Origin of the sequence: Paenibacillus alba (genome assembly GCF_013204855.1) — a bacterium.
Classification (GTDB): domain Bacteria; phylum Bacillota; class Bacilli; order Paenibacillales; family NBRC-103111; genus Paenibacillus_E; species Paenibacillus_E alba.
Genome location: NZ_JABMKZ010000019.1, coordinates 57,660 through 76,386, shown reverse-complemented (window position 1 = coordinate 76,386; position 18,727 = coordinate 57,660). Strand labels below are relative to the sequence as shown.

19 protein-coding genes and 1 other annotated feature are annotated in these 18,727 nt (G+C 47.7%); of the genes, 11 read left to right on the top strand and 8 right to left on the bottom strand.

The features are described 5' to 3' along the window. Nucleotides 1-16 precede the first annotated feature (16 nt). Entirely contained in the window at nt 17-1,255 is a 1,239-nt protein-coding gene (ylbJ, locus tag HQN90_RS22220; protein ID WP_173222692.1) for a sporulation integral membrane protein YlbJ, read from the bottom strand. 280 nt (nt 1,256-1,535) lie between these two features. Here ylbJ and HQN90_RS22215 point away from each other — a divergent pair, with 280 nt between their 5' ends. Both HQN90_RS22215 and HQN90_RS22210 read left to right on the top strand, forming a co-directional pair. Beyond that, nucleotides 1,536-1,928 carry a globin domain-containing protein gene (locus tag HQN90_RS22215; RefSeq protein ID WP_173222690.1) on the top strand — a complete coding sequence of 131 codons (393 nt, stop codon included), beginning with the start codon at nt 1,536-1,538 and terminating at the stop codon, nt 1,926-1,928. 45 nt (nt 1,929-1,973) lie between these two features. Beyond that, entirely contained in the window at nt 1,974-2,675 is a 702-nt protein-coding gene (locus tag HQN90_RS22210) for a DUF2225 domain-containing protein (RefSeq protein WP_173222688.1), read from the top strand. Nucleotides 2,676-2,737: 62 nt separating this feature from the next. Here HQN90_RS22210 and HQN90_RS22205 read toward each other — a convergent pair whose 3' ends face one another. From HQN90_RS22205 to HQN90_RS22195, 3 genes are read right to left on the bottom strand one after another with little or no spacing between them, the layout of a single operon-like run. Next, complete coding sequence (locus HQN90_RS22205; protein ID WP_173222686.1) at nt 2,738-3,844, bottom strand: GGDEF domain-containing protein; 1,107 nt, start codon at nt 3,842-3,844, stop codon at nt 2,738-2,740. A 38-nt stretch (nt 3,845-3,882) separates the two neighbouring features. Beyond that, a complete protein-coding gene (locus HQN90_RS22200) occupies nt 3,883-4,119 on the bottom strand; it encodes a hypothetical protein (RefSeq protein ID WP_173222685.1) in 237 nt (78 codons plus the stop codon). Between the two features lie 3 nt (nt 4,120-4,122). Beyond that, on the bottom strand, nt 4,123-4,287 hold the full coding sequence (locus HQN90_RS22195) for a YycC family protein (RefSeq protein WP_079409865.1): 165 nt from the start codon (nt 4,285-4,287) through the stop codon (nt 4,123-4,125). 157 nt (nt 4,288-4,444) lie between these two features. Between HQN90_RS22195 and HQN90_RS22190 the strand changes: the two genes are divergently transcribed. Beyond that, nucleotides 4,445-6,250: a M3 family oligoendopeptidase gene (locus HQN90_RS22190; protein WP_173222852.1), complete on the top strand. Its 1,806-nt coding sequence runs from the start codon at nt 4,445-4,447 to the stop codon at nt 6,248-6,250. A gap of 78 nt (nt 6,251-6,328) precedes the next feature. Here HQN90_RS22190 and HQN90_RS22185 read toward each other — a convergent pair whose 3' ends face one another. Next, a complete protein-coding gene (locus tag HQN90_RS22185) occupies nt 6,329-7,579 on the bottom strand; it encodes a methyl-accepting chemotaxis protein (RefSeq protein WP_326076223.1) in 1,251 nt (416 codons plus the stop codon). Nucleotides 7,580-7,867: 288 nt separating this feature from the next. Here HQN90_RS22185 and HQN90_RS22180 point away from each other — a divergent pair, with 288 nt between their 5' ends. Continuing rightward, nucleotides 7,868-8,236, top strand: a complete 369-nt coding sequence (locus HQN90_RS22180; RefSeq protein WP_173222683.1) for an O-methyltransferase — start codon at nt 7,868-7,870, stop codon at nt 8,234-8,236. A 159-nt stretch (nt 8,237-8,395) separates the two neighbouring features. Here HQN90_RS22180 and HQN90_RS22175 read toward each other — a convergent pair whose 3' ends face one another. After that, a complete protein-coding gene (locus HQN90_RS22175; RefSeq protein WP_079409863.1) occupies nt 8,396-8,635 on the bottom strand; it encodes an alpha/beta-type small acid-soluble spore protein in 240 nt (79 codons plus the stop codon). A gap of 167 nt (nt 8,636-8,802) precedes the next feature. Here HQN90_RS22175 and HQN90_RS22170 point away from each other — a divergent pair, with 167 nt between their 5' ends. From HQN90_RS22170 to ilvD, 6 genes are all read left to right on the top strand, one after another. Beyond that, nucleotides 8,803-9,315: a hypothetical protein gene (locus HQN90_RS22170; protein WP_173222681.1), complete on the top strand. Its 513-nt coding sequence runs from the start codon at nt 8,803-8,805 to the stop codon at nt 9,313-9,315. Next, nucleotides 9,302-9,949 carry a ribonuclease H gene (gene rnhA / locus HQN90_RS22165; RefSeq protein ID WP_173222679.1) on the top strand — a complete coding sequence of 216 codons (648 nt, stop codon included), beginning with the start codon at nt 9,302-9,304 and terminating at the stop codon, nt 9,947-9,949. Before HQN90_RS22170 ends, rnhA begins: the two co-directional genes overlap by 14 nt. Before the next feature lie 155 nt (nt 9,950-10,104). Next, nucleotides 10,105-11,199: a sugar ABC transporter substrate-binding protein gene (locus HQN90_RS22160; protein ID WP_173222677.1), complete on the top strand. Its 1,095-nt coding sequence runs from the start codon at nt 10,105-10,107 to the stop codon at nt 11,197-11,199. A 105-nt stretch (nt 11,200-11,304) separates the two neighbouring features. Continuing rightward, entirely contained in the window at nt 11,305-12,783 is a 1,479-nt protein-coding gene (locus HQN90_RS22155; RefSeq protein WP_173222850.1) for a sugar ABC transporter ATP-binding protein, read from the top strand. A 1-nt stretch (nt 12,784) separates the two neighbouring features. Continuing rightward, nucleotides 12,785-13,771, top strand: coding sequence for an ABC transporter permease (locus HQN90_RS22150; protein WP_173222675.1), 987 nt, complete (start codon nt 12,785-12,787; stop codon nt 13,769-13,771). A 122-nt stretch (nt 13,772-13,893) separates the two neighbouring features. Beyond that, a complete protein-coding gene (gene ilvD / locus HQN90_RS22145) occupies nt 13,894-15,579 on the top strand; it encodes a dihydroxy-acid dehydratase (protein ID WP_173222673.1) in 1,686 nt (561 codons plus the stop codon). A gap of 115 nt (nt 15,580-15,694) precedes the next feature. Here ilvD and HQN90_RS22140 read toward each other — a convergent pair whose 3' ends face one another. Together HQN90_RS22140 and HQN90_RS22135 are read right to left on the bottom strand one after the other, a co-directional pair. After that, the gene (locus tag HQN90_RS22140; RefSeq protein ID WP_173222582.1) at nt 15,695-15,865 is read right to left on the bottom strand and encodes a hypothetical protein; all 171 of its coding nucleotides are present in this window, start codon (nt 15,863-15,865) and stop codon (nt 15,695-15,697) included. A gap of 280 nt (nt 15,866-16,145) precedes the next feature. Further along, a complete protein-coding gene (locus tag HQN90_RS22135; RefSeq protein ID WP_246362756.1) occupies nt 16,146-17,261 on the bottom strand; it encodes a permease in 1,116 nt (371 codons plus the stop codon). A 116-nt stretch (nt 17,262-17,377) separates the two neighbouring features. Beyond that, nucleotides 17,378-17,646, top strand: a binding site (T-box leader). 55 nt (nt 17,647-17,701) lie between these two features. On the opposite strand from HQN90_RS22135, the gene trpS reads away from it, so the two are divergent. Then, complete coding sequence (gene trpS, locus HQN90_RS22130) at nt 17,702-18,682, top strand: tryptophan--tRNA ligase (RefSeq protein WP_173222671.1); 981 nt, start codon at nt 17,702-17,704, stop codon at nt 18,680-18,682. The last annotated feature ends 45 nt before the right edge of the window (nt 18,683-18,727 follow it).

Sequence of the window (18,727 nt, the reverse complement as noted above, 5' to 3'; positions counted from 1 at the left end):
ATCGTGAATACCCATATTATCTTGTTCCACCAACCTTTTCATACACGAGTTTAAGTAAGGAATATGCAGTGAACAGTCCAGCGATGACTGTAAAAGAAGCGAGGATGACCACTCCGCTAACCGGAAGCATCAATTTTAAATAGCTGAGTACCGGGGAAGTTGGTTCATATTGCGGGAAAAAGGTTGCTTGGGAACCGCGGAATATTTGCATAGGCTCCCAGATTACGAGCACAATAGCAGCGGAGAACAAGGCATGCGTAAGTCTGGCAATGAGAAAAGGCAAATAGCGCAAATTCGTGTGGCTAAGCAGACTTACAATTTGAGCGTGAACCGACATGCCGCCCCATGACAAAATGAAAGCCCCGATCGCCACTTTGCTGGAAAGCGCCAGCGCATCTGGAGCGTTGCCCGCAGCTTTGGCTCCGAGTGTCACCTCAAACAAGCCATTGATCACCGCTTGCGATAATTCGTGAGGCAGTCCGATGAATTGCAGGATGGAAGAGATAAGTACGTACAGTACATTCATAACCTGAGCGGACGTAAGAACTTCCAAAACGACGGAGAAGAAAACAACAAGACCGCCGACTACAAACATCAGGTTAAGTGAATGCAGGATGGATTGGCTGAGCAGCGTTCCGATGGATCTGCCATCATGGATCCTGGCGGTGTGCATCGTTTCGAAGGCGCGTTTCCAGATCCAACCGCCGCTCGTGCTTTTCTGTGGAGTTGGCACGCTTTTGCGGCCGTGGAAACGCATCATGAAACCGATCAGAAGCGAGCCGCCATAGTGGGCGGTGGCTAGAATGATGGCCAAAGAGGCATCATGGAAAAAGCCGATAGAAACGGCTCCGATCAGGAAGATCGGATCTGAGCTTGTCGTGAAGGCAACCAGCCGCTCGCCTTCCTCGCGATTCACCAACTGCTGCTCCCACAGCTGGGAGGTCAATTTGGCCCCGATTGGATAACCGGAGGCAAAGCCCATCGCCATCACGAAGCCGCCGATGCCGGGGATTCGAAAGACAGGACGCATCATCGGATCGAGCAGTGTGCCGAAGAAATGCACGATGCCAAAGCCGAGCAAAATTTCAGAGATAACAAAAAAGGGGAATAGCGCAGGAAAGAGCACATCCCACCAAATGGAAACGCCGCGCAAAGCTGCTTGCAGTCCGTCATGAGGAAAGGCAAATAAGCATAGAATAATGGCAATCACAGCGAAAGCCATCAGTAGTACACCAGTGAAGTTTCGTTTCTGCATGGAATAGGACACCTCCTCCTATTCAACTATATGTGTGGTGTGGGACATACATGCCGTCCCAAAAAACTTAGACTTTGGTACTGTGCATGGCTTGTTTTTATGGTAAAATAGAACTACTTCGAGTCTTATATCCTAGGCAGTGGGAGTGATTCAAATGACAGGTATCATTGCCGGTTTATTTGTTTGTATGTTCGTTTTTGTCATTAGAGAAACGCTCATGCCTACAGGGGACGAGGATTTAGAGAATTATTAAAGTAACTAAGAGTAGCGAGGTTTTCTCATGTCAGAGCGTGAACGCAGCACCTTATATGAATTGATGGGGGGAGCAGAGACGGTTCGCCGAATCGTGGAGGCCTTTTATCCGAAAGTGCAGCAGCACCCTTTGTTGGCGCCTCTGTTTCCTTCCAATATAGATCCGGTAATCGAGAAGCAAATCTTATTTTTGAGCCAGTTTTTTGGAGGTCCAAGCTTATATTCGGACGTCCATGGACACCCGATGATGCGGGCTAGGCATATGCCTTTTCCAATCACGCAGGAGCGTGCCGATGCTTGGTTGGGGTGTATGGCTGAAGCCTTGACAGAAGTAGGACTTCCGCAAGATTTACGGGACTTTTTGCTAGACCGATTGAAAGGCTCAGCCTATCATTTTATTAATACTCCAGAAGACGAATAGTTCTCAGTTCCTACCTATTTTTCTCACAAAAGGCGGGGTTTTCCGATGGTCGAACCTTTATACGAAATTGCAGTGAAGTGTACCTATTGCGACAACGCCTTCAAAACGATGAAGGTTCGCCCAAGCTTCAAAAAATCGAGCAAAACGGATGCGGATTTCTGTGTTCACTATAAAGACATTAATCCAGATTATTATGTTGTGAGGATTTGTCCGTTTTGCGGATATGCACATACGGAAAACTTTGCAGATAAATGGAATCCCGGTCAAAAAGAAGCTTTCTATACGAAGGTTTCCAAGAACTGGACAATGCGCGATTATTGCCGAGAAAGAACTTGGGAAGATGCGCTGTACAGCTACAAGCTGGCACTGATTAGCGCACAGATTAAGGATGAGAAATCCCGTGTCGTCGCGGGTCTTCTTCATCATCTTGCATGGTTATACCGGATTAAAGGAGATTGGGAACAAGAAGAGAGATTCTTAACCTTTGCTCTGGAGGCCTATGTCAGTGTGTTCGAGACCGAAGGGATGGATATTAACAACGCAAGGCTCATGTATTTAATGGGAGAGCTGAATCGCAGATTGAGCCGGTTTAATGAGGCCGTCAAGTGGTTCTCGCGGATTATTAATGATCGGAAGATTATGGATGCAGCCATGATCCGGGCGAGTCGTGAACAATGGGTAATCACCCGTGAGGATATGCTGGCTATGCGGATGGAGCTTCCGGAGGAAATGAAGCAAGCAACATAAGGGACTTTCATGAATAAGAACGCTTAACGATTCGCGGGAATGAACGGATTCCCTTGAATGGCTTAAGCGTTCTTTTTGTGGCTGGCAACAGGCATATCTTCGTAAAGGGTTGAACAATTTTTCCCGCTATGCTTGGAGGCGTAGAGAGCTTGATCCGCTTCATAAATAATTTGTGTCAGATTGACTTGAGGTGCAACAGCAGTCGAGATGCCAATGGAAACTGTTATTGGCGATTGATCATAGTGCCTTTTGTGGGGGAAACTTTCCGTCACAACGGAGCATAACCGTTTTCCGTATAGGCTAAGCGTCATAGGATCCGTTTCCGTGCTTAGGAGGATGAATTCTTCCCCGCCATACCTAGCGATGTAATCCTGCTCGTGAATATGGTATCGAAGCACCGTGCTAACCTCTCTTAGCAGCTGGTCTCCTTCCAAATGTCCGAACTGGTCGTTGTATTGTTTGAAGTTGTCCAAATCAATCATCATGATTGATATTCGGCGTTTGCTAAGCTCATTATCGGCAATCGGCATAAAGCTGCGTAGATTGGGAAGCTTAGTTAGGCTGTCTTGATTAGCTTGCAGCTCCATATGTCGCTGAAGCCGCCAGCTCTTGTTCTCATCATTCACCATGATGATGATGATAATGAAGGTAGCCGACATGATGGCTAGCATAAATAGCTGATCAATGGTGTAAAGCCAAGTTAGCTTCCCTTCCAGGAAGCCGTAAATAACAAGTCGAAGAAGGAAGACATAGGCACATATTTGGAGCCCGTGCCGAATAGAAATGTCCAAGAAGCCGCTGCGGTATTCTTTGTTGTGAAACAACGAACTGATTAAAGCAGGGGCGAGCAAATCCTGTGAGATGATGAACCAAGATTGGCTTTCATGCGATAGGAAACTGAAGCCAATGGGCATTACGGTGGACAGCAGGGCAACGGGAAGTCCATAGCGCAAGCCGGCCATGAAGACGGGCAAGGAACGCAAATCAATGAGTCCAAGCGCCTCTGGCAAAGGTTCTAGCATCATGATGATACAGGCGAGGCCTGTGAGCAGAGGGGCAAGGAATTGCTCATAGGAATCGAACAGCATCTTGCTGCGAACTTTCATCGCTATGTAATTAAGGGTGACTAATGTACATGCGCTTGTCAAAGGAACGAGGTACTCATTCATACGGGCTCTTTCTACTCCTTGCGCTTTGGAAGCTACGATTAATGGTTCCGAATAGCGGTGTCCGCCAATAAATAATCGCGGTCTGTATCAACGAGCGTCAATTTGTTATGACAACAAGGGAACACAAGCAGCTTTTTCTTGCCTTCGCGAATGGACGTCAGTTCGTGGATTTTCAGCGGCAGCAGCACATTAGGGCTATGGCAAAAGGGACATTCGGCCACATAAATGTCCTTCATTACAATGTCATAAGGCCAAGTATTAGCAAAAGGAATCAAAGCTTACTTCGATTCTGGTTCGCTTGGTTCCGCAGAGGAATTTTTCGCGAGCTCGGCTAATTTCTGAAGCAAAATATGTTGTGGCATATGCATGAGATGTTCCAAGGGCACTTTCAGCTGTTCAGCTAGCTTCACGGCTGTTTCCGGGGAAATTTGTAACGGTTTCATAATGAAATTCACACCATTCTGTTCCGATTTATATTGAAGGAACTTACTTCATTGAATCATACTTTTTACCCAGAAGCAATGAGGAAGATTACGATCATTGCCGATCGCATATCGTTTATGATTTAATAAAAGATGGAAAGGAAAGGTGATCGCTTTGCTGCATTTACCTCTTAATCAAACATGGGATTTGGATACCTTTTTCCCTGGCGGGAGCGAGTCTCCTGCATTCGCAGCTCATCTGAAAGAGCTGCAAGCTTCAATCGCGTCATTTCAAGAGCAAGTACTGGCTACTCCCTCACCACAGCAGGCGTCAGACACAGATTCCTTAGCGAAGCTGATCGACTTGCTGCAGCATAATTTGAAACATATTTTGGAAGCAGATTCCTTCGTGGGATGTTTGCTGGCCGACAACCAGAAGGATAAGAAAGCTCCTGTACTTAGTGGACAAGTCAAAAGCTTGTTTGCCGAGCATCTGTCTTCACTCACACGGTTCGATCAAGTATTGACTGGAATTCCGGATGGCGTATGGTCTGAACTGCTGAAGAAAGAACCCTTCAAAGCTATCGCGTTTTCGCTGGATGAACGTCGTGCTTTAGCCCAAGAAAAGCTGCCGCCTGAACAGGAAGCTTTAATTAATGATTTGGCCGTTGATGGCTATCATGGGTGGGGAGATTTGTATAATACGACCGTTGGTCAATTCCGCATGCCGGTCGAAGTTGAGGGTAAACAGGTGGAGCTTTCTGCTGGTCAAGCCTTTAATAAGCTGCACACGGAGAATCGGGAAGAACGGTTGGCGCTTTTCGAGAAATGGGAACAAGCTTGGACAGACAAGGAAGATTATTGTGCCGAAGCATTGAACCATTTGGCTGGCTTCCGTCTTCAGGTGTACAAATATAGAGGCTGGAAAAGCATACATAAAGAGCCGCTTGCCATCAATCGGATGGAAGAGAAAACGCTGAATGTCATGTGGGATGTAATTGACCGCAACAAAGCGATTTTCGTCGATTATCTGAATCGTAAAGCGCAGCTTATGGGTGTTGAGAAATTAGCTTGGGTGGACGTTGATGCGCCGCTGGGCGACTCCTCCAAGAAGATATCGTATGATGAAGGCGCAAGTCTCATTATTGAACAATTCCAGCGTTTCAGTCCCAAGCTGGCAGCTTTCTCAACAGAGGCTTTCGAGAAGCGTTGGATTGAAGCCGAAGACCGAGCTGGGAAACGTCCTGGCGGCTTCTGTACCTCCTTCCCGATGGCAGGGGAAACACGCATTTTCATGACGTACGGCGGAACGTTAAACAATGTGTCTACGTTAGCTCATGAGCTGGGTCACGGCTACCATCAGCATGTCATGACGGATATGCCTGCTTTGGCACAGGAATATGCGATGAACGTTGCTGAGACAGCGTCTACTTTCGCAGAGATGATCGTTGCGGATGCGGTTGTCAAAATCGCGGCTTCCGATGAGGAACGGATTATTTTGTTAGAGGATAAGATCCAACGCGCAATTGCGTTCTTCATGAACATCCATGCCCGCTTTATTTTTGAAACGAATTTCTACGCAGAACGGAGTCTAGGGCTTGTTAGTGTAGAGCGCCTGAATGAGCTGATGGTAGATGCTCAGAAGCTGGCTTTTAAGGATGCGTTAAGCAGCTATCACCCGCATTTCTGGGCAGCCAAGCTGCATTTCTACGCAACGGATGTGCCCTTCTATAATTTCCCGTATACCTTTGGCTACATGTTCAGCGCAGGTATTTATGCGAGAGCGGTGCAAGAAGGTCCGGCCTTTGAAGATAAATATATCGCACTGCTTCGAGATACGGGCAGCATGAACGTGGAGGAGCTTGCTCAGAAGCACCTTGGCGTTGATTTGACGGAGCCTGATTTCTGGCAAAGTGCAGTGGATATGGCAGCTCAAGATGTGTTGCAGTTCATGGAGCTGACAGAAGCGAAAGTTCAAGCATAAAAAAAGGCTTTTCCTCGATATAGAGGGAAAGCCTTTTTGGTTATGTAAGAATGAATACGCAGAACTTGGGTGACGAACCTATAATTTGAAGATTTGAATGGTTTGCTGCAGTTGTGTTACAACGCGTGTCATTTCCTCAGCTTGGGAGACAATGCCTTGTACGGTTGCAATTTGCTCGTTCATGGAAGCGGAAACTTCCTGTGTTCCGGCTGCTGATTGTTCGGTGATGGCCGAGATGTTCTCCATAGCGGATGCGATGTGTCCGGAACTTGCCAGCATTTGCTCGCTTTCCTCTGCGAAGCGGGTAATCTCTTCTGAAATAAAGCCCACGCTTCCAACAATTTCGGCAAAAACAATTTCCGTTTGATCAATGAGAACGGTTTGTTTCTTTACAACATCCTCATTGACCTGGATGCTTCGAATCGCTTCTTGAATGCCTTGTTCGATGCTTTTCACGAAGCCAAACACTTCGCGTGTCAGTGATGTCGATTCCTCAGCCAGCTTGCGCACTTCCTGGGCTACGACAGCAAAGCCGCGGCCATGCTCGCCAGCTCTGGCAGCTTCAATGGAAGCATTAAGAGACAACAGATTGGTTTGCTCAGCAATCTCAGAAATGGAACGCGTTACACTCGAAATGCCGGCAGCTTGCTTAGCCAACATGTCGATGGTATCTGACACTTGCTGCGTTACTTCAACATTTCGTTTCATCCCTACGCCTTGGCTCTCCACAGAATTGCGGCCTTTCTCTACCAGCGTCATCATTTGATCGGAGCGTTCCTTCATTTCTTTGGCGGAACCTGCGTAATTGACGATTCTCACTTCGATGTCTTTGGACGTAATGGAAACGCCGGATACTTCTTCGGATATTTGTCCTGCACCGGATGCGAGTTCATGGGCCGAAATGCTTACTTGCTCCAGGACGGAGCGAAAGTTTTCATTTTTCACATAAATATCGCGGCTCGTTTGAAACACTTGCTTGGAGATGGAACCTGTATCACGCAGAATGTCGCGGAGCTTGTCAATCATTTTGTTGAAGGATTGACCCAACTGTCCGAGCGTATCATCCGAGGTGATGGTTACCTTTTGAGAGAAGTCACCTTTGGAAATATTAAGGGCAATGCGGGAGAGATCGGCCACGGGCTCTGTCAGTTGGTTCTCGAACCATCTAATGAAAGGATAGCTAATGGCTAGAAGGACGATCAGGAAAATAATTCCTAGTAAGCGGTTCCAATCCGACGCAAATGTCAAAATCAACATGAAAACACAGTTTAATCCAATTAGAGCATAACAACCAAGCTGTAGTTTCTTTCTAAACGATAGGGTTGACATTTTATCCAATCTGACCGACTCCTCGCGAAATTTTGTTTATTGGTGCAGGAATATGCGGGCTATTTTGAAAATTATACCATTGAATACCGAAACATTCTACAAGATTTCGACAATTATCGTTTCTTACGTGAAACGAAGGTAAGATTACCCAGAAAAAGTTATAAATAATAGGGATAATTGGATGAGTACTGGAAGAAAATTGTTGAAAAATGTAAAATCTATGGATATAATAGGTCTACAGTCATATAACTTGCATAATTAGTAAAAAAAATAAAAACTTAAGGAGCGATGAATCTGGAGCAGATCCCACTTGCAAGACAAATTGACATGGTGTTTAGGAAAATCAAAGAAGAATTATCTCATGTTACTTCAGGGACAGTTTTTGTGCACATTCGTAACAATGAAATCGGGAAGTTTGGCATTAAACACCTTCCATTCGAAAGTAAAGACGGCGTGCTGCCGGCAACTACGGTTAAGGGGTTAACGGAACTGCAATATCAATCCTTTCGTCAGATGGCTATAGAATCGTTGAAACGAAAGAAAAGCTGGACGCATGGTGAAATTTTATTTGATTTTACGATTAGACAAAATGTTGTTTCTGCAAGTATTAGCTTTGAAAGTAATTATAATATGGCTAATTATGCGAGAACGATGTAGCACTTTATTCTATTTTATGGATTAATAAAGCAACCCCAGTCATGTTGATGACTGGGGTTTTTTTGGCAAATGGGCTTCATTTGCACAAAGAAAAAGGGCTTTCTCTAAGTAGCTAGCTACTTATTAGAAAGTCCTTGTTTGTAAGTATAGGGAAAGCTGTTATCTACTGAAACGGTTAGCGCTGCCGCCTGCAAGCTGCTGTTCAGCAATTTGAACGAGGCGACGAGTGATGCTGCCCCCAATGGAGCCTGTATCACGGGAAGTCATGTACCCATAGTAGCCGTCTTGAGGAATTTGGATACCTAGTTCTTGAGCAACTTCATATTTCAATTGATCCAAAGCTTGTGAAGCTTGAGGAACAACGAGAGAGTTGCTGCTGCGAGATTGTCCTGATGCCATCTGATATCACCTCCAGTAATAGGTAGTATAATCTTTTTTTGAAAATATACTCATAAAATAAATGGAAATTTTCACCACTTTATTGAAAGCTGAATGCTGAAAGCAGAATGATGCAGTCTTTGCTATAATATGAAAAGTGAGTACAAGGAAGGATGGAGGCGGGGAAAATGCTTGATGTTTCCATAAAGGGCTGGTCCCACGATAAAGATTTGCAAATCATTCAAGCGGATGTCCTTATGGCGGTGGACGACAGTGTTCTGGTGGAAGAGCCATTGTGTGTGGATGTTGGACTTCCAGCTTTCTTATATAGTGCGCTGCACGACACGACACCGAATCGGTTTGCGCCGCCGGATCAATGGGAACGGATGCCTTTCTTTGTTTGCGGCTGCGGTGATCCTGAGTGTCGAGGGTTTTCGTTTGTTGTGAACCATCAGGCGGAGCAGCAAGTGGAGCTTATCGCGGTGGAAGAGCGTACGGATGGGACGTACCGCGAATTAGAAGCACATATTATCCCGAGCATAGATTATAGAAAGCAAGTTGTAGCTATAGGTGAAACGTATCTTCAATTCATAAAGAATTTGGATTACAGACCTTATTTGGCAGATACGGTGAAAGTGGTAGAAGACTTGGTGCATCAAATACATCAACAAATACGGAGTGATTTAGATGGCAGCAGTTAAATTTTACGTCGTTTGGGTAGGGCATAAGCCTGGTATTTATAAAAGTTGGGCGGATTGTCAGGCACAGACGAAGGGGTATCCTCAGGCAAGATTCAAATCGTACGAATCCGAAGCGGAAGCGCGTCAGGCTTTGGAGAAGGGGTGGCAAAAGTCGCTCAATTTCTCTGGCAAAGGCAGTACGGCAGCGACGAATGCGAGTAAATCAGCGAGTCCTGAGAGCGCGCCTGAAATTGATTTTGACAGCATTTCCGTGGATGTGGGCTGTTCAGGCAACCCTGGCATTGTGGAGTACAAAGGTGTTGATACGAAAACGGGCGAAATAATTTTCTATCAAGGGCCGATTGCCAAGGGAACGAATAATTTGGGTGAGTTTCTGGCGATTGTGCATGGTTTGGCCTATTTGCAGCAGCAAGGAAGCAATAAGACGATTTATACCGATTCAGTGACGGCACTGAGTTGGCTTCGGAAAAAAGAAGTGTCCACGAATTTGGTGCGGGATTCCTCAACAGAAGAAATATGGACGCTTGTTGATCGTGCTTTGAAATGGCTTCGCAGCAACAGTTATTCGAACAAAATTGTGAAGTGGGATACGAAAAAGTACGGAGAAATTAAGGCGGATTTCGGTCGGAAATAAAAGAATGTCGAAAATTAGCAACATTCAATTAAAAACTATTGACGAGAAATCCTTCCAAATGCTAATATACAATAATTCCTACTAAACAACTCGGCATATAAATCCGATAGAGTAGATAGGTAATTAGAGATGAGCATGGATCGGGAGGGTAACTCATGAAAAGAACAAAGGTAGTCAGCTTATTTATGATTTTGGCGGTGTTTGGAAGTCTATTGGCAGCTTGCGGACAAAAAGAGAGCAGCAGCGCCACGACAACACCCGCAGCAAGCGCAAAAGCAACAGAAACAGCGAAGGCCGCTGATTTAAACGGAAAGAAAATTGCACTTATCATGCAGTTTAATACAGGCACTTTTTCATCGCAGTATGTGGAAGGTGTGAAAGAACAAGTAGAGAAGCTTGGCGGTAAAGTAACGGTGTTCGTTGCTGATACGGATCTGGCGAAAATGGCTTCCAACCTGGATGCAGCTATTAATCAAAAATTTGATGGCATTCTGATTGACCATGGAACGGCGGAAGCACTTGAAGCCGGCGTGAAGAAAGCAATCGAGAAGAAAATTCCGGTTGTCAGCTTCGACTCCATTCTAACCGTACCAGGTGTGACTTCCTTGGAGCAAGGCGATCAAAAAATGGCGGAAGCTACTTTGGAGCAATTGGCTAAAGATGCTGGCGGCAAAGGGAATATCGTTAAAGTATGGGTAGCCGGTTTCGCCCCTATGGAGCGCAGACAAGAAGCTTACCAAGCTTTCCAGAAGAAATATCCGGATATTAAAGAAGTAGCGGCATTCGGAACGGCCAAAGACCCTGCTTTGGATACACAAACACAAATGGAAGCCATTCTTAAGAAATACCCGAACAAAGGCGATATTACTGCGGTATGGGCAGCTTGGGATGAGTTTGCCAAAGGTGCTTCCCGTGCGATTCAACAAGCAGGCCGGACAGAAATTAAAGTATACGGCATCGACCTTAGCGATGAAGATCTGCAGCTTCTGCAAGATCAAAAAAGTCCTTGGGTAGCATCTGCTGCCGTAGATCCAAAAGATATCGGACGCGTTCAAGTCCGTTACTTGTACCAAAAGCTGCATGGCGATCAAACGCCTGAGAAAGTTGTTTTGGATCCTGTGTATGTCTCCAGAGAGCAGCTGCCGAAGGACAAGCAAGTGAATACAACACAGCTTAGCGAATACGTAAAAGGCTGGGGCGGAAGCCAACAAGGCTACACGGATTGGTTGAAAGCAGCAGAAAAAAAATAAACGTTCATAGAGAAGTCCCATCGCAGCTTATTAGCGATGGGACTTTCAGATTGACATGAGAGGTGAAAGCGGTTGTCGACGAAGGATAGCGCAGCTTTGTTACAAATGAGTGGCATTTCCAAATCGTTTACAGGTGTGAAGGCGCTGCAGGAGGTTGATTTTGACTTGCATGCGGGTGAAATTCATGCTTTGCTGGGTGCAAATGGAGCTGGGAAGAGCACGTTGATGAAAATCTTGTCAGGTGCTTACACCTACGATGTTGGTCAAATTGCCATTGGCGGTCAGGCACAATCCATTCAAACGCCCAAGGAAGCCATGGCTCAGGGTGTCTACTGTGTCTATCAAGAAGTGGATACAGCGCTTGTGCCTGAGCTTACGGTGACAGAAAACGTGATGATGGATCGCATGGTTCAGGGCGGAGCCTGGATCAGCTGGCGCAAGCTTCATCTCGAAGCGGAAGCGATTCTTGCCAAAATCGGGGCGATGTTCTCGGTGCGCCGCAAGGTCGATGAGCTGAGCATTTCGCAGAAGCAGCTGGTCTTGATTGCTAGAGCGATGGCGCACAAGGCGAAGATTATTATCTTCGATGAGCCGACGGCCCCTCTCAGTCTGGAGGAATCGGAGCGGCTGTTCCAGATTATGGACAGCCTCAAGCAGGAGGGAGTGGGGATTATCTTCATCTCCCACCGCTTGCAAGAAGTGTTCCGGGTGTCCGACCGGATCACGATTATGCGCGACGGCCGCCATGTGCTCACGCAGGCGGCCGCGGCTATGGACATCGCCAAGGTGATCGAGGCGATGCTGGGCAAAACCTTCACCGAGGAGTTTCCCAAAGCCAATGTGCCCATTGGCGAAACGCTCCTCGAGGTGAAGGGACTGCGCCGCGGCACGAAGGTGCGCGGCGTCAGCTTTGCCCTGCGCCGAGGTGAAATCCTCGGCGTCGTGGGGTTGGTCGGCGCCGGCAAGACGGAGCTGAGCCGACTGATCTTCGGCGCCGACGCCGCGGACGGCGGCGAGGTGTGGCTCAGCGGCCGCAAGCTCGCGCTGCGCCAGCCGGACGATGCCGTGCGCGCCGGCATCGCGCTCGTGCCCGAGGAGCGCCGCAAGCAGGGCGTCCTCGTGGAGGAGACCGTGAAGCGCAATCTGTCGCTTCCCATACTGCGCAAGCTGAGCTCGCTCGGTTTCGTGCGGCAGCGCGAGGAAAGCGAGCACGCGACTAAGATGGTGTCGCAGCTTGGCGTGCAGCCGGGCGATCCGAACCGCGTGGTCAAGCATCTTAGCGGAGGCAATCAGCAGAAGGTCGCGGTAGGCAAATGGCTGCCGACGAACGCGGAGGTCTATCTGTTTGACGAGCCGACCAAAGGTGTTGACATTGGCGCCAAAAGCGATATTTTCCGGCTGATTGGGCAGTTGGCTTCGGAAGGCAAAGGCATTATTTATTTATCTTGTGAGCTGAATGAAATTATAGGAATTGCTGATCGCATTTTGGTAATGAGCTATGGTTCTGTCGTGAAGGAGCTCTCCCGCGAGGAAGCGACGCAGGATCTCATTTTAACGTATGCGAGTGCGGGGGAGGCCGAATAACATGAAAGAAAAAAGCTTGGATTTTTCCTTTAAATACGGCGCGTTGTTCATTATTGCTTTGGTCATCGTCGTCTTCTCGATCATTAATGAAAATTTCATGACCTATGATAATATCGCTGATATTTTGCGGTCGATCTCGATTGTGATGTTCGTGGCGATTGGCGTTACGCTATCCCAAATTGTCGATGGTTTTGACCTGTCTGTAGGTTCCACTGTTTCTTTATCCACCGTGGGTGCGGCGGCTTTGATGGTCTGGTATCAACAGCCTTTGATTATCGTTATTATTGTTCCTCTTATCATTGGGGCTGTGATCGGACTTTTGAATGCGCTGCTGATCGTTAAGATTCGCATCCCGGATCTACTGGCGACTTTGGCCGTCATGTACATCATCGGCGGCGTCCAAAAGACGTATACGAAAGGTTTTTCGATCTATAATAATATGAGATTTCAAGACGGAACAGTAGCCAAAGGAAAGTTCACACCTGAGTTCCTCTGGATCGGACAAGGGAAGTTCCTTGGCGTACCTGTGCCTGTTATTCTCATGCTGGTTGCTGTTGTCGGCGTTCATATTTTCCTTACTTATACACGCTGGGGCAGACAATTGTACATGACAGGCGGCAATCGTGAAGCCGCTCGGTTGTCAGGAATTTCGGTGAATAAAATTCGTTTGGCAGCTTACGTATTATCGGGTATTTTTGCTGCATTCGGAGGCATTCTATATGCTTCCCGTGTTGGTTCTGGGCAGATAGATGCAGGTGCGCCGCTGCTGATGGAAGCAGTTGCTTCCGTGTTCGTCGGGTATTCCGTGCTTGGCGCCGGGAAGCCGAATGTGATTGGGACGTTTTTCGGAGCTGTTTTGATCGGCATTTTGCTCAATGGCTTGACGATGCTGAATGTTCCCTATTTTGGCTTCGACATTGTCAAAGGAGGCGTGTTGGTTCTGGCTTTGGCCATTACCTTCGTGCATTTGAATCGCAAAAAAGCTTAGGATTCCTTCCAATTCCTAGTACATTGACGCGTCAACACACTAAAGGGAGAAATTTGACGAGAAGTGTGGTATGATAGATTCATTATTTTCTCAAACGAAAAGAAATCTAGGAGGAATTGAGTATGGCTCATCCAAAACAGCGCAGCGACATGATCAAAAAAGGATTCGACCGCGCTCCGCATCGCAGTTTGCTGCGTGCAGCCGGCGTTAAAGAGGAAGATTTCGGCAAGCCGTTTATCGCCGTTTGCAACTCTTATATAGACATTATTCCGGGACACGTGCATTTGCAAGAATTCGGTAAAATTGTGAAAGAAGCGATCCGTGAAGCTGGCGGCGTGCCTTTCGAGTTCAACACAATCGGGGTAGATGACGGAATTGCCATGGGTCACATCGGTATGCGTTATTCCTTGCCAAGCCGTGAAATTATTGCCGATTCTCTGGAAACGGTTGTCAACGCCCACTGGTTCGATGGACTTATTTGTATTCCTAACTGTGATAAAATTACACCGGGTATGATCATGGGGGCTCTTCGCGTTAACATTCCAACGATGTTAGTCAGCGGTGGACCGATGAAAGCCGGCAAAGATAAAAACGGCAAATCCATTTCCCTTTCCTCTGTATTCGAAGGCGTAGGCGCTTTCCAAGCAGGGAAATTGGACGAGGCTGGATTGGAAGAGCTTGAGCAATACGGCTGTCCGACTTGCGGATCTTGTTCCGGTATGTTCACAGCAAACTCCATGAACTGTTTGGCTGAAGGTCTTGGACTGGCGATGCCTGGTAACGGTACGATTCTTGCTGTTGCTGAAGAGCGCAAGCAATTCGTTAAAGACTGTGCGAAGCAATTGATGGTATTGATCGAAAAAGACATCAAGCCTCGTGACATCGTTACGATTGATGCGATCGACAATGCGTTCGCTTTGGATATGGCGATGGGCGGTTCCACGAACACGGTTCTTCATACGCTTGCAATCGCGCACGAAGCTGGTGTGGATTACCCGATTTCCCGAATTAACGAAGTGGCAGAACGCGTGCCTCATCTTGCGAAAATTGCTCCGGCTTCCGATTACCACATCGAAGACGTGCATTTGGCAGGCGGTGTGAGCGCGGTTATTAATGAATTATTGAAAAAACCGGGCGCTTTCAACGGCGATTGCTTGTCTGTAACGGCTCAAACACTCCGCGAAAATGTCGCTGGATGCGAAATTCAGAATACGGACGTTATCCGTCCTTTGACGGACCCGCATAGCGAGCGCGGCGGTTTGGCTGTTCTATTCGGCAACCTGGCTCCTGAAGGCAGTATCGTAAAAGTTGGCGCCGTGGATAAATCCGTTGGCGGACGTCACGTTGGCCCTGCCATCTGCTTCAACTCCCAAGACGAAGCGTTGTACGGGATTGCGAACGGTCATGTCAAAGAAGGCCATGTCGTTGTTATCCGTTACGAAGGACCAAAAGGTGGACCTGGTATGCCGGAAATGTTGGCTCCAACGTCCCAAATCGTCGGTATGGGTTTGGGCGCGAAAGTCGCTTTGATCACAGACGGTCGTTTCTCCGGCGCATCCCGCGGTATCTCCATCGGTCATATGTCACCGGAAGCGGCTGAGGGCGGACCTCTGGCTTTCGTGCAAGATGGCGATATCATTGATGTGGACATGGATGGCCGCAAAATCGAGCTGCAAATCAGCGATGAAGAGTTTGCGAAGCGTCGTGAAGGTTGGAAAGATTTTGAACCGAAGATCCAAACGGGATATTTGGCGCGTTACACCAAAATGGTGACGAATGCAAGTGCAGGCGCCATCTTGAAAATTTAAGGTTTATGACAAAAGGAGTCTCGCACATACGCGAGACTCCTTTTATTTAGTCTTGGGGGAAGCTTACCCTTGTTAATTTTGTGGCTTGCGGATGAAGTGGGCCAGCTGGGCCAAACTAATCCGATTGACCTGTCTGAACCGACACAACCACCAGCCGCACCAGCCGTACCAGCCCCACAGCCCCACAGCCCCACAGCCGCACCAGCCCCACCAGCCCCACCAGCCCCACCAGCCCCACCAGCCCCACCAGCCCCACCAGCCCCACCAGCCCCACCAGCCCTACCAATCCCCACTCCCCCAACTGACCTTGAACTTCTGAAACGGAACTATGTTCCCTTATTCCTGCTCCAAACAGCCATTTGGCTAGTCAGACGGAAATACGGTACGCTAATTTGTCTAATTTGTTGGATTTTCCCCCTGTAGGGGTGAAATAAGGGATCCTATTTCCCTTTCAGCTGCAAATATCGGATTTTGAGCCAATTAGCGGTTTGTAGTTCCTTTTCGCAGCAGTTTATGATATTTTCCATAGTTTGCAAAAGAAGGTGGATGTGATTAGCGAGTCCAGCTTAGGTCAAAAAGAAGTGCATGAAAAGCAAGGAGCCTGTCAAGACGATAACCGCGACAAGGATGGACAGCGTTAGAACGAAACGAGCTTTGAAGACGGACAGCAGCATCAAGGTGCTTTTGACATCGATCATCGGCCCAAAGACGAGAAAAGCGAGTAAAGAACCAGGTGAGAAAGTTTTGGCAAAAGAGACAGCGACAAAAGCGTCCGTCGTGGAGCATAGCGAGAGCAAATAGGCAAAACCCATCATAAACACATGAGAAATAAAGGGACCTTGGCCAATGGCAGAAAGGCTGTCTTGCGCGACGAAGGTTTGTATCAGCGCTGTCAGGAAAGCGCCAAGCATCAGATATTTGCTCATCTCCAGCAGCTCGGTGCTGCCATGACTCAGCATCGTCATGACACGGCCCCCGTGAGCATGATGATGATCGTGACTATGGTCATGGTCATGGTTATGGTTATGGTGATGGTCATGGTGCTGGTGCTGATGATCATCATGGCTGTGGTTATGCTTTTCGCCATGCGTATGCTCATTCTTATACTGATGCGTCTTGTTGGGAAGCGCCGGGATCGCGTGGCGCAGTGGATTGCTTTTCAGGAAGCGGGTCAGAAAGAGTCCAACAGCCAGCGCTACGCCAAAGGTGAGTGCCATTCGGGAGTAGGCCATGGCAGGATCTCCACGGAAGGCCATGAAGGTCGAAGCGAACACAATCGGGTTCAGAATCGGTCCGACAAGGATGAAGATGACGGCGATATATACAGGCATTCCTTTGTGCATGAGACGGCGAACGAATGGAATCATGCCGCATTCACAAAGCGGAAACATAATCCCAAGCACGCAGGCGAACAGGATGCCTCCGAGCGGATGACGGGGCGTCATTCGACGGATAAAGCCTTCCGGTATGAAATTTTCAACCACGGTAGACAACAGAACTCCTAGAACCATAAAAGGCAAAGCGTCGAGAAAAATGTCCAGAAAAGCGGATAAGACGCTTTTGCTTTCGTACATGACCAAGCCGATAGGAGGCAGCTCTCTGGTTGTTGCGATGAGGAGAAGAAGCAACACACAAATGACCGTGGAGATAGGTAGGCTCCACCGGTATAGAGTTGATGACAATTCGTTGACACCCCTTTGTCCATAGATTGTATGTTCTATCCTATGTACGGGTTCTGTCGGATAGGACAATGTCCTTGGTTGACAATGGGAAGTCAAGGTGTATAATAATATCAAATCAATAAGCGATGATAGGAACAAGTAAGTTTGTCTTTCGTTTCTCAGAGAGCCGGTGGTTGGTGCGAACCGGTGAAACGCGCAAATCGAATGGATCCTTGAGCTTGAGGCTGAACACAGTAAGCGGGGTGCCGGAACCTAGGCCGGAGAAACAACTGCTTCTGACTAAGTATGCCAAACGGTAGCTCTCCGTTATCAGAGCCTGAAGGTCTTAGGACAATGTTATGTTCACAGACAAATTAGGGTGGTACCACGGTCTCTCGTCCCTTGCGGCGAGAGGCTTTTTTTGTTGTCTTTTTGGGAATACAAATGAGGAGGATTTTCACATGAAACGAGTTCTATCCGGCATGCAATCCAGCGGACAGCTGACGATTGGTAATTATATTGGCGCACTTCGCAATTATGTAAAGCTGCAGCATTTGCACCGCTGTTATTTTATGGTGGTGGATATGCACGCAATCACGGTTCCTCAAGATCCAGCGGCATTGAAGGAGCAAACGGAATCAGCGGCTTCGCTCTACATTGCAGCGGGTCTAGATCCGAATAAGGCGTCCATTTTCCTGCAATCCCATGTGCATGCGCATGCTGAGCTTGGCTGGATTATGACGACGTTGACGAATATGGGTGAACTCGAGCGGATGACGCAGTTCAAAGATAAGTCGGAAGGCAAAGATTCCGTTGGCGCGGGCTTGTTCACGTATCCGTCTCTGATGGCTGCGGATATCTTGTTGTACAACGCGGATCTTATTCCGGTCGGGGATGACCAGAAGCAGCATTTGGAGCTGACGCGCGATTTGGCGAACCGCTTCAACCACCGCTTCGGCGAAATGTTCGTGATGCCGCAGCCGTATACGCCGGAAATCGGCGCAAGAATCATGTCTTTGGATGACGCGTCCAAAAAGATGAGCAAAAGCAGTCCGAATGCCGGCAGCTTCATCGGCATGCTCGATGAACCGTCTGTGATTCGCAAAAAGCTTAGCCGTGCGGTTACTGATTCTGGGCGTGAGGTGAAATATGATCCTCAGAACAAGCCTGAGGTAAGTAATTTGATCTCGATCTACTCCCACTTTGCCGACTTGAGCGTAGCTGAGATTGAAGCCAAGTATGACGGGCAAGGTTATGGTCCTTTCAAAAAGGATTTGGCAGAGCAAGTCGTCGCGGTTCTTGAACCGATCCAACAACGTTATCATGAGATTCGCAAATCCGGTGAGATTTTTGATATTTTGAAAAAAGGCGCGCAGGAAGCAGCGGAAGTTGCCGATCAAACTTTGCTTGAAGTGAAGAAGCGGATGGGCTTTGTTGTTTAATCACTAAAAAACCTTCAGCACCACGAAAAATCGTGGAGCTGAAGG

Excerpts from the sequence above, each read along its gene's own strand:
- ylbJ (WP_173222692.1), bottom strand. The coding sequence starts at position 1,255 with ATGCAGAAACGAAACTTCACTGGTGTACTACTGATGGCTTTCGCTGTG.
- HQN90_RS22215 (WP_173222690.1), top strand. The coding sequence starts at position 1,536 with ATGTCAGAGCGTGAACGCAGCACCTTATATGAATTGATGGGGGGAGCA.
- HQN90_RS22210 (WP_173222688.1), top strand. The coding sequence starts at position 1,974 with ATGGTCGAACCTTTATACGAAATTGCAGTGAAGTGTACCTATTGCGAC.
- HQN90_RS22205 (WP_173222686.1), bottom strand. The coding sequence starts at position 3,844 with ATGAATGAGTACCTCGTTCCTTTGACAAGCGCATGTACATTAGTCACC.
- HQN90_RS22195 (WP_079409865.1), bottom strand. The coding sequence starts at position 4,287 with ATGAAACCGTTACAAATTTCCCCGGAAACAGCCGTGAAGCTAGCTGAA.
- HQN90_RS22185 (WP_326076223.1), bottom strand. The coding sequence starts at position 7,579 with ATGTCAACCCTATCGTTTAGAAAGAAACTACAGCTTGGTTGTTATGCT.
- HQN90_RS22180 (WP_173222683.1), top strand. The coding sequence starts at position 7,868 with ATGAATCTGGAGCAGATCCCACTTGCAAGACAAATTGACATGGTGTTT.
- HQN90_RS22175 (WP_079409863.1), bottom strand. The coding sequence starts at position 8,635 with ATGGCATCAGGACAATCTCGCAGCAGCAACTCTCTCGTTGTTCCTCAA.
- HQN90_RS22170 (WP_173222681.1), top strand. The coding sequence starts at position 8,803 with ATGCTTGATGTTTCCATAAAGGGCTGGTCCCACGATAAAGATTTGCAA.
- rnhA (WP_173222679.1), top strand. The coding sequence starts at position 9,302 with ATGGCAGCAGTTAAATTTTACGTCGTTTGGGTAGGGCATAAGCCTGGT.
- HQN90_RS22160 (WP_173222677.1), top strand. The coding sequence starts at position 10,105 with ATGAAAAGAACAAAGGTAGTCAGCTTATTTATGATTTTGGCGGTGTTT.
- HQN90_RS22155 (WP_173222850.1), top strand. The coding sequence starts at position 11,305 with ATGAGTGGCATTTCCAAATCGTTTACAGGTGTGAAGGCGCTGCAGGAG.
- HQN90_RS22150 (WP_173222675.1), top strand. The coding sequence starts at position 12,785 with ATGAAAGAAAAAAGCTTGGATTTTTCCTTTAAATACGGCGCGTTGTTC.
- ilvD (WP_173222673.1), top strand. The coding sequence starts at position 13,894 with ATGGCTCATCCAAAACAGCGCAGCGACATGATCAAAAAAGGATTCGAC.
- trpS (WP_173222671.1), top strand. The coding sequence starts at position 17,702 with ATGAAACGAGTTCTATCCGGCATGCAATCCAGCGGACAGCTGACGATT.